The organism is uncultured Clostridium sp., from assembly GCF_947039605.1.
GTDB lineage: Bacteria > Bacillota > Clostridia > Clostridiales > Clostridiaceae > Sarcina.
Genome location: NZ_CAMQZG010000058.1, coordinates 1 through 16,770, shown reverse-complemented (window position 1 = coordinate 16,770; position 16,770 = coordinate 1). Strand labels below are relative to the sequence as shown.

At 29.9% G+C, this 16,770-nt stretch carries 12 protein-coding genes and 2 tRNA genes; 13 read left to right on the top strand and 1 reads right to left on the bottom strand.

What is annotated here, in order from left to right; genetic code table 11:
• Positions 1-59 precede the first annotated feature (59 nt).
• A tRNA-Met gene (locus tag Q0V24_RS15100) sits at positions 60-136 on the top strand.
• Positions 137-141: 5 nt separating this feature from the next.
• Positions 142-217 (top strand) — tRNA-Ala (locus tag Q0V24_RS15095).
• 68 nt (positions 218-285) lie between these two features.
• Here the strand turns inward: Q0V24_RS15095 and Q0V24_RS15090 are convergent.
• Positions 286-780 carry a hypothetical protein gene (locus Q0V24_RS15090; RefSeq protein ID WP_297522673.1) on the bottom strand — a complete coding sequence of 165 codons (495 nt, stop codon included), beginning with the start codon at positions 778-780 and terminating at the stop codon, positions 286-288.
• 378 nt (positions 781-1,158) lie between these two features.
• Between Q0V24_RS15090 and Q0V24_RS15085 the strand changes: the two genes are divergently transcribed.
• From Q0V24_RS15085 to Q0V24_RS15035, 11 genes are all read left to right on the top strand, one after another.
• A complete protein-coding gene (locus tag Q0V24_RS15085) occupies positions 1,159-2,520 on the top strand; it encodes an amino acid permease (RefSeq protein ID WP_297522671.1) in 1,362 nt (453 codons plus the stop codon).
• Between the two features lie 142 nt (positions 2,521-2,662).
• A complete protein-coding gene (locus Q0V24_RS15080; RefSeq protein WP_297522669.1) occupies positions 2,663-2,803 on the top strand; it encodes a hypothetical protein in 141 nt (46 codons plus the stop codon).
• A gap of 366 nt (positions 2,804-3,169) precedes the next feature.
• The gene (gene glgB / locus Q0V24_RS15075) at positions 3,170-5,152 is read left to right on the top strand and encodes a 1,4-alpha-glucan branching protein GlgB (RefSeq protein WP_297522667.1); all 1,983 of its coding nucleotides are present in this window, start codon (positions 3,170-3,172) and stop codon (positions 5,150-5,152) included.
• A 39-nt stretch (positions 5,153-5,191) separates the two neighbouring features.
• Entirely contained in the window at positions 5,192-6,634 is a 1,443-nt protein-coding gene (gene glgA / locus Q0V24_RS15070) for a glycogen synthase GlgA (RefSeq protein WP_297522665.1), read from the top strand.
• Between the two features lie 26 nt (positions 6,635-6,660).
• Entirely contained in the window at positions 6,661-9,096 is a 2,436-nt protein-coding gene (locus Q0V24_RS15065; protein WP_297522663.1) for a glycogen/starch/alpha-glucan phosphorylase, read from the top strand.
• Positions 9,097-9,124: 28 nt separating this feature from the next.
• Positions 9,125-10,957, top strand: a complete 1,833-nt coding sequence (locus Q0V24_RS15060; protein WP_297522661.1) for a glycoside hydrolase family 13 protein — start codon at positions 9,125-9,127, stop codon at positions 10,955-10,957.
• A gap of 149 nt (positions 10,958-11,106) precedes the next feature.
• On the top strand, positions 11,107-11,550 hold the full coding sequence (locus Q0V24_RS15055) for a hypothetical protein (protein WP_297522659.1): 444 nt from the start codon (positions 11,107-11,109) through the stop codon (positions 11,548-11,550).
• A gap of 58 nt (positions 11,551-11,608) precedes the next feature.
• Positions 11,609-12,754, top strand: a complete 1,146-nt coding sequence (locus Q0V24_RS15050) for a glucose-1-phosphate adenylyltransferase (protein ID WP_297522657.1) — start codon at positions 11,609-11,611, stop codon at positions 12,752-12,754.
• Between the two features lie 30 nt (positions 12,755-12,784).
• On the top strand, positions 12,785-13,891 hold the full coding sequence (gene glgD, locus Q0V24_RS15045) for a glucose-1-phosphate adenylyltransferase subunit GlgD (RefSeq protein ID WP_297522655.1): 1,107 nt from the start codon (positions 12,785-12,787) through the stop codon (positions 13,889-13,891).
• Positions 13,892-14,003: 112 nt separating this feature from the next.
• Positions 14,004-14,459 carry a VanZ family protein gene (locus Q0V24_RS15040; RefSeq protein WP_297522653.1) on the top strand — a complete coding sequence of 152 codons (456 nt, stop codon included), beginning with the start codon at positions 14,004-14,006 and terminating at the stop codon, positions 14,457-14,459.
• Positions 14,460-14,735: 276 nt separating this feature from the next.
• A complete protein-coding gene (locus Q0V24_RS15035) occupies positions 14,736-16,286 on the top strand; it encodes an AbgT family transporter (protein WP_297522651.1) in 1,551 nt (516 codons plus the stop codon).
• The last annotated feature ends 484 nt before the right edge of the window (positions 16,287-16,770 follow it).

The window sequence follows — 16,770 nt, the reverse complement described above, 5'->3', positions numbered from 1 at the left end:
AGGGCCGATGGTACTGCACGGGCAGCTGTGTGGGAGAGTAGGTTGTTGCCAGATTATAAGCATCCTTAGCTCAGTTGGTTAGAGCAACCGGCTCATAACCGGTAGGTCCCGGGTTCGAATCCCTGAGGATGCACCAGTTTTGGGGGTATAGCTCAGTTGGGAGAGCACCTGCCTTGCACGCAGGGGGTCATGAGTTCGAATCTCATTATCTCCACCAAATTATAAGTCTATGACGTAGTCATAGACTTTTTTTTATAGAATAAATAGAAGCATCTTTAGATGCTTCTATTTATTTTTAGATATTTTAGATTCTGATAATGCATTATTTATTGAAATTTTCCAGTTAGAACTTATTTCAGGAATCTCTTTTATATCTGGAATATTAGTAGATTGTTTATTGAGTATAGAATTAGCAAAATCAATTCTATATTTATTTATATTAGGATAAAAAGTATTATCAATTGTTTGACCAGTATATAATGTATAATTTATTTCTTTTCCAGAAATATCTAAAACTTTTAATGTTATTGCTGAAATTCGTCCATTTTTGATAGTCACAATAGATTCTTCTTGTCCTCGTTTAGTAATTTGTGATTTACCTATAAAAGTTCCATCTTTATATGGAGATTTACTTATACTGGGTGTTGGTTGAGGATTAGTACTTTTATTTTCTTCAATTGTTTTTGCTTGATCTGTAGATTTTGGTTTATTATGAGTGCAACTTATAAAAGTTGTTAAAAATAGAAGTGGTATAATAAGTAATTTAAAATATTTTTTCATAAATTAGCCTCCTTAATTAAAATTAACCCATTATTAGTAATTCCTAATAATCAAAATTTTATGCATAAATATATCTAATTATTTTTTTGGAAAATAGAAAATAAAAAATGGAAATCTATTTAATAATTAGAAAATTATTCTTCAAAATGCTTGTTAAATGTCGAAAATTAGGTATAATAAATTATGTAAATTAGTTATTAAGTTTAGTATTAAATATAAATCAAAGATTAGTATAGGTGTGAAAACTACTTGAATAAGATGTATCTTTATGTTTATAAATATAAAGATACATCTTAATTAGTAGAAAAATATATTTAGATTAAAGACTTTGGTGAAAAAAGGAGGTCTATCAATTCTAAAAAGTTGATAGTTATGTTTATGGCTAAAAAAGAGTTGAAAAAAGAAATTGGATTATTTACTGCAACTGCACTTGTTATAAGTAATATGGTTGGAGCTGGAATACTTATGTTGCCAACTACTCTTGCGCAAGTTGCAGGTCCAGGAGCAACTGTTATAGCTTGGTGTTTAACTGGGGTTGGAGCACTATTTATGGCACTTACTTTTGCTAATTTAGGTTCGAAAATACCTAAAAATGGTGGTGCTTATGAATATTCTAGAATGGCTTATGGAAATTTTGGTGGTTTTTTAGCAGCTTGGCTGTATTGGAATGGTTCATGGATTGGAAATGCATCAATGTATATTGTAGCAACAACTTATATGGGACAAGTTTTTCCAAGTTTATTGAATAATCCAATAATAAGTTTTATTTTCTCATCAGTACTTTTATGGTTATGCACATATATAAATATTAGGGGAACAAGATTTGCTGGAAGAATTACAGCTGGTTTGACTGTTTTTAAAATATTATTATTTGGTAGTTTTATAATAATTGCTTTTATGGGATTCAACAAAGCTAACATAGGGCCTATATTTCCAGAAGGAAAAGGAATTGGAAGTATTCCAATAGCTGCAGGGGTCACATTGTGGGCATTTATGGGTTTAGAAACAGCAGCAGTAACTGGGGGAGAAATTAAAAATCCAGAAAAAAATATAAAAAGAAGTACTATTTTAGGAATGCTAATTAGTACATTTTTATATATTGTTATTAGCATATCTGCTATGGGGGCTTTAACTCAAACTGAACTTGCTAATAGTTCAGCACCTATAACTGATATTATTTCAAAAGTTTTAAATGTAGGTAATATATCTATTGTAAGTGTATTTATAGCAATAAGTGTTATTGGAACATCTTTAGGTTGGTTACTATCTACTGCTAGAGTTAGTTATGCAGCTGGTGAGGATGGTGTTTTTCCAAAAATATTTGCAAAAATTCATCCGAAGTATGGGACACCTTACATGTCACTTATTATAAGTTCTATAATGGTTAATATTATTCTTATTATGAATTTTACAGAAGGATTATCAGGGGCATATACATTTATAGTATTACTTGCTACTTTGAGTTATTTACCAGTATACGGCTTTACTGCTATTGCAGAAATTATTCTTATGTCAAAGGGTAAAAGACGTGCAAGTGTTAAAAATTATACATTCTTGGTTGTAAGAGCTTTAGTTGCTTTTGGATTCTCAGTTTGGGGGATTATATCTTCTGGAGCACAAACTGTTATGTATGGATTTATTTTAGTAATGCTAGCTGTGCCGGTATATGCTTATATGAGAATTAAGGGTGGTATGAAAAATGATGTTGAAGAAAATGAGTCATTAGAAATAGAGACTTAATAGAAAAGTTTAAGATGTGGATTAAATTGTTTGATTTATTATATAATAGTTTATATAATTATTTTATAGTAAGAAATGAACATTTTAAGGCTACAAAGATAGTATAGCTTTTAATTTGTTTAAAGATGGGGTGTGAAGCAATATGGGTCTAAATGAGCTAGAAGAAATCTTGGTTGAATTTAAGTTAAAGAAAAGAAGCTTGATTTTAGCTGGGGAAAACACTTTTACATTAGATGAGGCAATTAAAAAGCTTGAGGATGAAATTAAATCTAAAAAATTGTAAATGATATTAAGAACTTAGAAGTTTTTCTAGGTTCTTTTTTTATTTCTTTTTATTTGGAATGTTTTAAGTTTATGTTACGTAAGATTTAAATGGGAAAGTATTTTTTATTTTGGGGTACTTTTTTTAATATATATTACTGTAAATATAAAATAAAAATTATTTTATATAGATAAAAAGTTGATTAAGGTAGTAAAGAATTTTAGTTTTATAAAATATCTTTAATTTGAAATTGATAATATTAAACGATTTAATTTATTATTTTATGAAAATTTATTTAATTAAACATTTTTAAGGATATAAAAGTTTAGTTGTTAATATTTATTTATATAGTATATTTTTATGTATTTGCTATGGGGAGGATTTTGTGTGAGTAATTTTACAGATTTAGATATTTATTTGTTTCACGAGGGGAAGCATTTTAATTGTTATGACTTTATGGGTGGAATTGTTAGAAGTGAAAATGGGAGAAGAGGGGTTAGATTTACTACTTGGGCACCAAATGCTTCAAGTGTTTATTTAGTTGGAGATTTTAGTTTATGGGAAGTTAATGAAAAATTTTCTTTTGAGCGAGTTAGTGATATGGGAATATGGAGTGTTTTTATTCCAGGAATTAAGCCGGCAAGTAAATATAAGTTTGCAATAAAGGATAATCAAGGAAATATTGTTTTAAAGGCAGATCCTTATGGGAGAGCAAGTGAACTTAGACCAAGTACTGCATCTGTTGTTGTTAATAAAAATATGTATAGATGGAGAGATTTTAAGTGGATGGAAAACAGGGAGTCTGTTGATATAAAAGAAAGTCCTATGAATATATATGAATTACATTTGGGTTCTTGGAAAACTAATGAAGATGGAGAGTTCTTAACTTATAGAGAGATAAAACATATTTTACCTAAATATATTAAAGAAATGGGATATACTCATGTTGAGTTATTACCTGTTATGGAACATCCACTTGATAATTCTTGGGGATATCAGGTTACTGGTTTTTATGCTGCAACTAGCAGGTTTGGAAATGCAAATGGATTGAAAGAACTTATAGATGAACTTCATAGAAATGATATTGGAGTCATTCTTGATTGGGTTCCAGGTCATTTTTGTAAGGATTCTCATGGACTTTATAGGTTTGATGGAACACCTACTTACGAGTATGCAGAGGGGTGGAAGTCTGAGAATAAAGGTTGGGGAACTTGTAATTTTGATCTAGGTAGACCAGAAGTTAGAAGTTTTTTAATTTCTAATGCTTTATTTTGGCTTAGAGAGTATCACATTGATGGGTTAAGAGTTGATGCTGTTGCAAATATGATTTATTTAAATTATGGTCGTCCAGAAAGTGAGTGGAGGTATAATGCAGATGGGTCAATGCATAATGTTGATGGTGTAGAGTTTATAAAATATCTTAATAGTGCTATTTTTGATGAGTTTCCAACTGCTATTATGGCAGCGGAAGAATCAACTTCATGGCAAAAAGTTTCTCATAAGGTTGAGGATGGCGGACTTGGGTTTAATTATAAGTGGGATATGGGATGGATGAATGACACTTTAGATTATTGTGAGGCAGACCCTATTTATAGAAAACATAAGCATAATGATATGACATTTTCTATGATGTATAACTATTCTGAAAGTTTTATATTGCCTATTTCTCATGATGAGGTTGTTCATGGCAAAAAGTCATTATTAAATAAGATGCCGGGTGATTATTGGAATAAGTTTGCAGGTCTTAGACTTTTTGCTGCATATATGATGGGACACCCTGGTAAGAAGCTTAATTTTATGGGGGCTGAAATTGGTCAGTTTATAGAGTGGAGAGAGTATGAGGAACTTGAGTGGAAACTTTTAAGTTATCCAATACATTCAGGTATTAATTCTTTTTATAAGGATTTAAATAAATTTTATAAAGAAAATCCAGCTTTATGGCAAAGAGATCATTTAGATAATGGATTTAATTGGATAGATGCAGATAATAGGGACCAAAGTATATTTATATTTATGAGAAAGGGTCATAATGTTTTTGAAGATACGTTGATTTTTGTGTGTAATTTTACACCAAATTATTATGAAAGCTTTAGGGTTGGAGTTCCTTTCTATGGAACTTATGTACAAGCGTTTAATACAGATGAAATGAAATATGGTGGTTCTGGAAAGATAATTGATTCAGAGATAAAAGCTGATGATATACCTTATCATAGTGAACCTTATTCAGTTGATATAAGTATTCCACCAATGGGGACTTTAGTTATTAAAATTAATGAAGTAAAAGAGATTGTTAGAAAAAAAGATAAGTTAGAAGAAATGAGTATTTATGAAGAGGTTATTAAAAGCACTTTTGATTATTTAATAGATTAAAAATAGGTTTAGATTATAGGGTATAGGGGGATTTTTTTTATGAAGATTTTATTCGTTGCATCAGAGGCACATCCATTTATAAAAACTGGTGGGCTTGGAGATGTTATGGGAGCATTGCCTAAAACACTTGCGGCTAGTGGTGATGATGTTAGGGTTATAATTCCAAAGTATAAGGGAATTAAAAAGCAATATGTTTCGGATATGAATTATATTACTAGCTTTGGTGTAAATGTTGGGTGGAGAAGACAGCATTGTGGAATTTTTGAGTTAAAACATGAAAATGTTACGTATTATTTTTTAGATAATGAACTTTATTTTAAAAGAGATGGATTGTATGGACATTTTGATGATGGAGAGCGATTTGCTTATTTTGATAGGGCAGTTTTAGAGACATTAAAGGTTTTAGATTGGTGTCCTGATGTTCTTCATTGCAATGATTGGCAGTGTGGGATGATTCCTGCACTTCATAAACTTGAGTATAAGAACCATGCTGATGGATTTTATGCAAATATGAAAACTGTTATTTCTATACACAATTTATTGTTCCAAGGTAATTTTGATAAGGCTGTTTTACCTGAGCTATTTGGTTATACTTTAGAGCAATATGATAATGGGAATATGGAGATTTATGGTGCTGCTAGCTTTATGAAAGCAGGTCTTGTTTTTGCGGATAAGATAGGTACTGTAAGTAATACTTATGCACAGGAGATAAAGACTCCTTGGTATGGAGAAAAATTAGATGGTGTTTTAAGAGAAAGAGATTTAGATGTTTTAGGTATTGTAAATGGTATAGATTATGATGAGTATAATCCTGAAACAGATTTATATATAGATAGTAAATTTTCTGCTAAATCATTTTTAGATGAAAAGGCTGAAAATAAGATGAGTTTACAAAAGGAATTAGGGTTACCGGTTAGAGGTGATGTGCCTATGATTTCTATTGTTTCAAGACTTACAAATCAAAAGGGTATTGATTTGATAATTAATTGTGCTGACAGACTTTTAAGACAGGATGTTCAGCTTGTTATTTTAGGTACTGGAGATTATGGATATGAGGAGCATTTCAAGGGACTTAGCTATCGTTACAATGATAAGGTTAGCGCAAATATTTGCTTTGATAATGCTTTAGCTCATAAAATTTATGCTTCTTCAGATATGTTCCTTATGCCTTCTGCTTTTGAGCCTTGTGGGCTTGGGCAGCTTATTGCTTTAAGATATGGAACAGTTCCTATTGTTAGAGAAACGGGAGGATTAAAAGACACAATATCGCCTTATAATAAATATGATATAACAGGGAATGGTTTTAGTTTTGCTAATTATAGTGCTCAGGAACTTATAAGTACTACTGAAGAGGCTATAAAAACTTTCTATAGAAAGGATGAGTGGCAAACTTTAGTTGAAAATGCTATGAATTCAGAAAATAGTTGGGAGAAATCAGCAAAAGTTTATAGAAATCTTTATAAAGAGATAACTAAAGCGTAGTTATTAGCAATTTTAGGAGGACTTTTGTGCTAGCGATAAATAAAGAACAGTTCAAAAAGGATTATAAAAAAAAATATTTAGAGCTTTATGGCGAGGAATTAAAAAATAGTAATGATTTGTATAGATACGAGACTTTAGGCAGTTTAATTAGAGATTATGTTGCTAATTCTTGGGTTGATACAAATAAAAAGTACAATGAAGAGGACGTAAAGCAAGTTTATTATTTTTCAATGGAGTTTTTACTTGGAAGACTTCTTGGAGATGCACTTTTAAATCTTGGAATTAGAGATATTTGTAGAGAGGCTCTTCATGAGCTTGAAATAAATTTAGATGATTTAGAAGAGTTTGAGAGTGATCAAGGTCTTGGAAATGGTGGTCTTGGTAGACTTGCAGCTTGCTTCCTTGATTCTATGGCATCATTAAATATACCAGGACATGGTTGTGGTATTAGATACAAATATGGTTTTTTTGAACAAAAGATAATAAACAATACTCAAATTGAAGTTCCAGATAATTGGCTTCGTGAGGGGAATGTTTGGGAGGCTAGAAAATCAGATAAAGCAGAAATTGTTAAGTTTGGTGGAGAAGTTAAAACAGAAACTATTAATGGAAAAGAGATATTCACTCATATAAATTATGAGCCAGTACTTGCGGTTCCATATGATACACCTGTTGTGGGGTATGAGAATGATGTTGTTAATACTTTAAGACTTTGGAGTGCAGAAACAGTTAACAATGAGTTTGATTTTTCATCTTTTAATAGAGGGGAATTCCTTAAGGCAATAGAGTATAAAAATTCTGTTGAGGCAATTTCACAGGTTTTATACCCAGATGATTCTGTGTATGAGGGTAAACTTTTAAGACTTAAACAAGAATATTTCTTTGTATCTGCTGGGATACAGGGAATTATAAGACATTATAAAAAGCTTGGTGGGAATATGGAGAACTTTGATGAAAAAACAGCTATCCATGTAAATGACACTCATCCTGCACTTGCAATTCCAGAGCTTATGAGAATTTTAGTTGATGAAGAGGAACTTCCATGGGAGGTTGCATGGAGAATAACTAATAATACTATTGCATATACAAATCACACAATATTATCAGAGGCTTTAGAAAAGTGGCCTATTAATATGTTTAAAAGACTTCTACCTAGAATCTATATGATAGTTAATGAAATTAACGAGAGATTTTGTGGTGAACTTTGGGGTAAATATGCAGGACAATGGGATAAGATTTCTAACATGGCGATTATAGGTGATGGTTTTGTTAGAATGGCTAATCTTTGTATTGTTGGTGGTCATAGTGTAAATGGGGTTGCAAAACTTCATACAGAAATTCTTAAAAAGCAAGAAATGAGTGATTTTTATTATATGTATCCGAAAAAGTTTAATAATAAAACTAATGGTATAACTCATAGAAGATGGCTATTGAAGTCAAATCCAGAGCTTACTGATTTATTAAAAGAAACTATAGGGACATCATTTATAAAACACCCAACAGATATGATTGAGTTTAAAAAATATGCAGATGATGCATCAGTTAGAGAGAGACTTGCAACTATTAAGTTAGATAATAAGAAGAAGCTTGCGAAAGTTATCAGTGATACGAAGGGGATAATTGTAGACCCAAATTCTATTTTTGATGTACAGGTTAAAAGAATACATGCATACAAAAGACAATCTCTTAACTGTTTGAAAATAATGCATCTTTATAATGAGTTATTAGAAAATCCGAATAAAGATGTAGTACCAAGAACATTTATATTTGGTGGGAAAGCAGCACCTGCATACCATCTAGCTAAAAATACAATCGAGCTTATAAGTAGACTTGGGGAGAAGATAAATAATGATCCAAGAATAAATGGAAAGATTAAAGTGGTATTACTTGATAACTACAGGGTATCACTTGCAGAAAAAATAATTCCGGCAACAGATTTAAGTGAACAAATATCTACAACAACTAAAGAAGCATCAGGTACTTCTAATATGAAATTTATGATGAATGGTGCAGTTACAATTGCAACTTTAGATGGTGCAAATGTAGAGATTAGAGATGAAGTTGGAGATGATAATATAATAATATTTGGTATGGAAGAGGCTGAAATACTTAATTATTATAGAAATGGTGGATATTCAGCTTATGAATATTATAGAAATGATACAAGAATTCAAAGGGTTATAGAAGATTTAAGAAATGGTAAGTATGTAAATGACCCAGAAAGGTTTAATGATATTTATCAAAATCTTATGACATATAATGATGAATTTTTTGTACTAAAAGACTTTGCATCATATATAGATGCAAATAATAAATCAGATGATATCTATAAAGATGTTCATAAGTGGCAAAGAATGTGTGCTATAAATATAGCACATTCAGGAATATTCTCATCAGACAGAACAATATCAGAATATGCAACCGGAATTTGGGGTTCAGATACAATGTATAAAAACTTATAGTATTAATTTAAGAAAGGATAGAAACTAGATGAATAATTTTTATATGATTCATAATTCACAAGATAAGTTTTATAGAAATCCTTTCGGTGCAGTTAAGCAAGGTGAAAAAGTAAGAATAGATATAGAACTTGAGCATAATGCAATGGTATATCTAAATCTAGTAAACTTTGATGGAACAAAAGAATCTATATGGATGGAGAGAGATACCGAAAAAAGCAGCTGGAAGAAGAATTTCTATAAAGCTTTTATAGACACAAATGATAAAATGGGCCTTATTAATTACTACTTTACTATAAATGAAGATGGTAGACAGATTTATTATGGTAATAATACTGAGTCCCTTGGAGGAGAAGGACAAGTATATGAGTATAATCCAAAAGAATATCAGATAACTGTATACAAAGATTTTTCTATACCAAGTTGGTATAAAGAAGGAATGATATATCAGATATTCGTAGATAGATTTTACAATGGTAATGAAGATGGTACAGTTACAAATCCTAAAAAGGATAGTTTTATATATTCAACTTGGGAAGATGAACCTCTATATATAAGAGATTCACAGGGGCGAATAATAAGATGGGACTTTTATGGTGGTAATTTAAAAGGAGTTCTAAAAAAATTAGAGTATATAAAATCTTTAGGGGTTAATATTATATATTTTAATCCAATATTTAAAGCAAAAAGCTGTCATAAATATGATACTGCTGATTATCAAGAAGTTGATGAAATGTTTGGGACAAATGAAGAATTCACAGATTTATGTGAAAAAGCAAGTGAACTAGGCATGAAAGTAATATTAGATGGAGTTTTTAGTCATACAGGTGATGATAGCAAATACTTTAATCGATATGGGACTTATGAGTCAGTAGGTGCATATCAATCAGAAAATTCACCATACTTTGATTGGTATAGATTTTATGACTATCCAAATTCCTATGAATGCTGGTGGGGAATAGATAACCAACCTAACATTGATGAGATGAACAATAGTTATTTAGACTATATTATAAAATCAGATGAATCGGTAATAGCAAAATGGTTAAGGCTTGGAGCTAGTGGATGGAGACTTGATGTAGCAGATGAACTTCCAGATGAGTTTATAAAGATGATAAAAGAAAGAATGAAAGTAGAAAATAAGGAAAGTATATTAGTTGGAGAAGTATGGGAAGATGCTTCAAATAAAGTAAGCTATGGTCAAAAAAGAGAGTACTTATTTGGAGAATCACTAGACTCTATAACTAATTACCCTTTAAAAGATTCTATAATTTCATTTGCTAGACGAGAAATAAATGCAAGTGACTTATCAAAGAGAATAATGAGTCTTTATGAAAATTATCCAAAAGAAAGTTTTTATTCAACTATGAATATGCTAGGAAATCATGATACAGAGAGAGTACTAACTATGCTTGGTGAGGATATTAAAAAATTCAAAATAGTAACAGGACTACAAATGTTACTGCCAGGAGTACCACTTATATACTATGGAGATGAAGTTGGACTTACAGGGGGGAAAGACCCAAGTAACAGAAAACCATTTCCATGGAATAATATAAATGAAGAGGTATATAAATGGTATAAGGAGCTAGCAAAAATAAGAATGACTGAAGATGTAGTAAAAAAAGGAGACTTTAAAATTCATAATGTAAATAATAATGTTTTTTGTATTGAAAGATGGTTAGAAGATAAAAAATTAATATTTATAGCTAATCAATCAGACTATGAGAAATTTATTAAAATAGAAGATCTTAGAGGGGATTATAAAAACTATCTTAACCCTTATGAAGTATATCATTTTAGAGATAACTCAATAGAACTTAAAATACTTCCAAACCAATGTAAAATACTTATGAATTTATAGAGTAACAACTGAATATATATAATTATTAGAGTTTGTGCAATTAAATACTAATTGCACAAATTCTTTTTTGTAAAAATTAACGTTAAAAAAATTTAAACGGTAATTTTATAGGCTATTAAAACATATTTATCATTTAGGAGGTGATTGTTGTGATAAGAACTGTAGTTTGTGAAAAAGAAGGATGTACAGGAAACAGCTTCTATGTAGAAAGCAAAGATCATAATTTATCAATACTATGCACAGAGTGTAATACCACTTATAAACATGAGTATAATGAGCATAGTTTTACATTATTATCAAATTGTTCGTCTTGTAAATCAGAAAAATTCAAAGTTTTCAAGGATGCTCAGACAAGTAAAATATACGCTAAGTGTGTAGAGTGTGGTAATCCTCCAGAAAAACTATGTATAGACATTGATGGGAATCAAATTTCTTATAATGAAAAAATCTTGTTAGAAGTCAAAGATGTTGTATTAAGACTTGAACAAAATATGATGAATTTAGAAGTTAAATTTGAAAATTTAGAAAGTAATCAATCAACATCAGAAATGTCACTAGGATACATCATGAAGTTTTTAACTGAAAGAGATTAAGAAAGTTAAAATTAAAAGTTTTTATAAAAGTTAGGGTGAAAGGGGTAAAAGGAAATTTATGAGTAAGAAAGAAATAGTAGCAATGATACTAGCAGGGGGACAAGGTTCAAGATTAGGGGTCTTAACTAAAAAACTAGCAAAACCAGCAGTTCCTTTTGGCGGTAAATATAGAATAATAGACTTCCCATTAAGTAACTGTTCAAACTCAGGGATATACACAGTAGGAGTACTAACACAATATAGTCCAATGGAACTTCACACACATATAGGAATAGGAAGTTCATGGGATTTAGACAGAAGAGATGGAGGAGTTAGTATACTTCCACCATACCAAGGAGAAAAAGGTGCAGATTGGTATTCAGGAACAGCAAATGCAATCTATCAAAATATTCCATATATAGATAGTTACAACCCAGAATATGTACTTATATTATCAGGTGACCATATTTATAAAATGGACTATGAAAAAATGTTAGACTTTCACAAAGAAAAAGAAGCTGCAGCAACAATAGCAGTATTGGAAGTTTCAGATGAAGAGGCAAGTAGATTTGGAATAATGAATACAAATCCAGATTCAACAATATATGAATTTGAAGAAAAACCAACAAATCCTAAAAGTAACAATGCATCAATGGGAATATATATCTTTAGCTGGAAAGCTTTAAGAAAATACTTAGTAGAAGATGAATCAGATGATTTATCAAGCAATGACTTTGGTCAAAATATCATACCAAATATGCTTAAAAATGAAGAGAAAATGGTAGCATATCCATTTGAAGGATACTGGAAAGATGTAGGAACAATAGAAAGTTTATGGGAAGCTAACATGGATTTATTAGACAAAGAATGTGAGCTTGGATTATATGATGAAGATTGGAAGATATGTTCAGTAAATACAATGGCACCACCTCAATATATAGGGAAAAATGCTAAGGTTAAAAATTCTTTAATAGTTGAAGGTTGTGAAGTAGAAGGGATAGTTGAAAACTCAATATTATTCCAAGGTGTCAAAGTAGAAAAAGGTGCAGTAGTTAGAAACTCTGTAATAATGCCAAATACAAAAATCAATTCAAGTTGTAGAGTAGAAAAAGCTATTATCGGAAGTGAAGTAGTGCTTAGAAGAGAAGTAATAGTTGGGAATGGAGAAAAAATAACAGTAATAGGATCAAAAGAAGAAATAAGTGAAGGAACTTTAATTCAGTAAAAGGGAATTATAGAAGGGTGGAATGAAAATATGAAAAATTGTGTAGGGATAATAAACCTAGATGAAAAAGAAAATAGAATGGGTGAATTGGTTAGAAATAGACCATTAGCAGCAGTACCAATAGCAGGAAGATATAGAGTAGTAGATTTTATATTATCTAACATGACAAATGCAGGGATAGAAAGCATAGGAATGTTTGCAAAAAATAAATCAAGATCATTAATGGATCATATATCAAATGGTAAGCCATGGGATTTAAATAGAAAAAGAGATGGATTAAGAGTATTTAACTTTGCAGACAAAGATCCATCACAAGAAGATGTACATGGTTTTTGTGATAATCTTGAATTTGCAAAATTAAGTAAAAAAGAATATGTATTATTAGCACCATCATACATGATAGCAAATATAGACTTTAATGAAGTAATGAAACAGCATAAAAAAAGTTCAAATGATATAACAGTTGTATACAAAGATATAACTGATGCAAAATCAAACTTTTTGGGTTGTGATATATTAAACCTAGATAATACAGGAAGAGTATTAAGTGTAGGTGAAAATATAGGATCAGATAAAAAAGTTAAAATAAATATGGAAATGTATTTAATGAGAACAGATTTGTTTATAGACATAGTATATGCATGTATTAAAAATGGAAATATAAGAAAAGTTAAAAACTATATAAAATATAATACTGAAAGTTTAAATGTAGGAAGTTATGCATTTGATGGATATGTAAGATGCATTAACTCATTAGATAGTTACTTTAAAATGAATACAGATATTCTTAATACAGAAGTAACAAAGGAACTTTTCTATAATAACAGACCGATATACACAAAAACTAAAGATGAGTCAGGCACAAAATATGGTGAGAATAGTAATGTAATTAACTCTATAATTGCTAATGGGTCATTTATAGAAGGAACAGTAGAAAATTGTGTAATTTCAAGAAGAGTATATATTGGAGAAAATACGAAACTTAAAAATTGTGTAATACTCCAAAATACTAAAATTGGTGATAATGTAGAAATGCAAAATATAATAACAGATAAGAATGTAACAATAAGAGATGGTGAGGTATTAAAAGGTGATAATGAAACACCATTAGTAATTAAAAAGAAATATAAAATTTAATAAAAAAAATAAATCTTGTTAAAAAACAAACAACAAATAGAAAGACTTCTTCTCAAAGATTACATACCCTAGTATAATGAAATAGAATTTTAAGTAAGGGGTTTGTATATAAATGAAATTAAATAAAAAGAAAGTTTTAAATTTAATATTGCTTGTTATATGGTTTGGTTTTATATTTTACATGTCTAGTAAAACAGCAGATGCATCAACAAAGGATAGTGACTTTGTAATAAATCTCCTAAACTCATTAGGGATAAATTTAAGTGGAGAGTTTGGTGAATTTGCATCAGTTATTGTAAGAAAGTGCGCACATCTAACAGAATATATGATAGTATGTATGCTTTTATATAATGTATTAAGTGATTATATGAAAGTAACAAAAAAGATATATATATATTCAGTATTAGGAGTGTTTTTATATGCGTGTTCAGATGAATTGCATCAACAATTTGTACTAGGAAGAGCAGGTAGATTTACAGATGTTATGATAGATACAAGCGGTGGAATAATAGGAGCATTAGTTATAATGTTTTATAATAAGATGAAAAGTAAAAAAATATATAGATAAATAGAAAGCCATAGCTAATTTAAGCTATGGCTTTTTTACATAAAAAAGAAAAATACATATAAAAATACAATTAATAAAAAGAGTTTTAATATAATTAAAAATATTAAAGATGGTAGTTTCATTCTGTTAAAAAAGTATACAGAAAGTTTTTAAAAAACATAAAATATCATATTACAATTTATGTTAATTCATGATAAAATTTAAAAAAGAAGAAAACAAGTGTGTTTCAAGGAAAGACATTTAAGGGGAAGTAATTTATTAAGGGGGGGGATATAAATGGCAGTAAATCAAAGTAAACCGGTAAAGAAAAAAGGCATTTTAAACTTTATTGAAAAAGTAGGAAATGCACTACCACATCCAGCAACTATATTCGTTATATTATGTGGAATAATAATGGTAGTATCTCATGTGATGGCTAAAATGGGAGTTTCAGTTACATATGATGCATTAAATATGACTACAAACCAAATTGAAGCGACAACAGTTACAGTTAAAAGTCTTATATCAAGTGAAGGTATAGTAGCGATGTTAGAGGGAGCTCTAAAAAACTTTACAAGTTTCGCACCTCTTGGAACAGTTTTAGTAGCAATGTTAGGAGTTGGGGTAGCAGAAGGGACAGGACTTATAGGGACAGCATTAAAAAAATTAGTAATAAGCACACCTAAAACACTTATTACATTAGTAGTAGTTTTAGCAGGTGTATTATCAAGTATAGCTTCAGATGCTGGGTACGTAGTATTAATCCCACTTGGGGCAATAGTATTTTTAAGTATGGGAAGACATCCTATGGCAGGACTTGCAGCAGCATTTGCTGGAGTATCTGGAGGATTTAGTGCAAATTTAATGTTTGGACCAACAGATGCATTACTTGCTGGAATATCAACAGAAGCGGCAAAGATTCAGAGTGCAACAGCAGGGGTAGAAGTAACGGATAACTGGTTCTTCTTAATTGCATCAACATTTTTAATAGCAATAATAGGTACATTAGTAACAGAAAAAATAGTAGAGCCAAGACTTGGAGAATATAAAGGTGATGCTAAAGTAGATCAAAATATAAATCTTAATCCTACAGAGAAAAAAGGTCTTAAATTTGCAGGTATAGCAAGTATATTTGTAGTAATAGTACTCGTTATTGCAACAATACCTCAAAATGCGATATTAAGAAATGCAGAAACAGGGTCTCTTGTAGATAAGTCACCACTTATGAATTCAATAGTTGTAATAATAGCTATAGTATTCTTAATATTAGGGGTAGCTTATGGTATTGGCGCAGGATCAATTAAAAATGATAAAGATATAATTAAAGAAATGGGAAAAACAATGTCTACAATGGGTGGATATATAGTATTAGTATTCTTTGCAGCACAATTTGTTCAATATTTTGCACAATCAAATGTTGGAACAGTAATTGCAGTAAAGGGAGCAGATTTCTTAAAAGCTGCTAATATTGGAGGAATTCCATTAATATTAGGATTTATATTAGTAACAGCTTTTGTAAATCTATTTATGGGATCAGCTTCAGCTAAGTGGGCAATTATGGCACCAATCTTTATTCCTATGCTTATGGAAATGGGATTTGCACCAGAATTTACACAAATGGCTTATAGAATAGGAGATTCATCAACAAATATAATCTCACCACTTATGACATACTTTGCTCTTATAGTATCATTTGCAGAGAAGTATGATAAAGAATCAGGAATAGGCACTATGATATCAACAATGGTACCTTATTCAATATCATTCTTATTAGGATGGTCAGCATTATTAATTGTGTGGATGATGTTAAATCTTCCATTAGGACCAGGAGCATCAATTATGATGTGATAAATAAAGCAAAGAACCCAAGGCTTTTAAGTCTTGGGTTCTTCTTTGCTTATATATAGAACTAACAATTAGAATTTATATATTAAAAAGTTGATATATAAGAATATAAAATCAAGCAAAATATTATTAAATGGTGCAATAGTTAGATGAAAGAGTCTATTATAGAGAAATAATAAAACAAACATATCCAAGTGTATCAAAGAATGAAAAATAGAGATATTTAATGAATTAAAGAGAAAAAATAGAGAAATAGGAAAATTAACAAAAATAAATACTAAATTAAAGTTGCAAAGATGCTATAATTTGAGAAGTCAGGAAGCGAGATACAAACTCATTGAGAGACAAATTACATCGAAAAAACTTTGAAAAAAGTTGTTGACAAAAAATCAACAAGATGTTATTATAAATGAGTCGCACAAAGTGGCTAACAAATATAAGGTCTTTGAAAATTAAACAGAAGAAATTAAGTAAACCAGCAATTCTT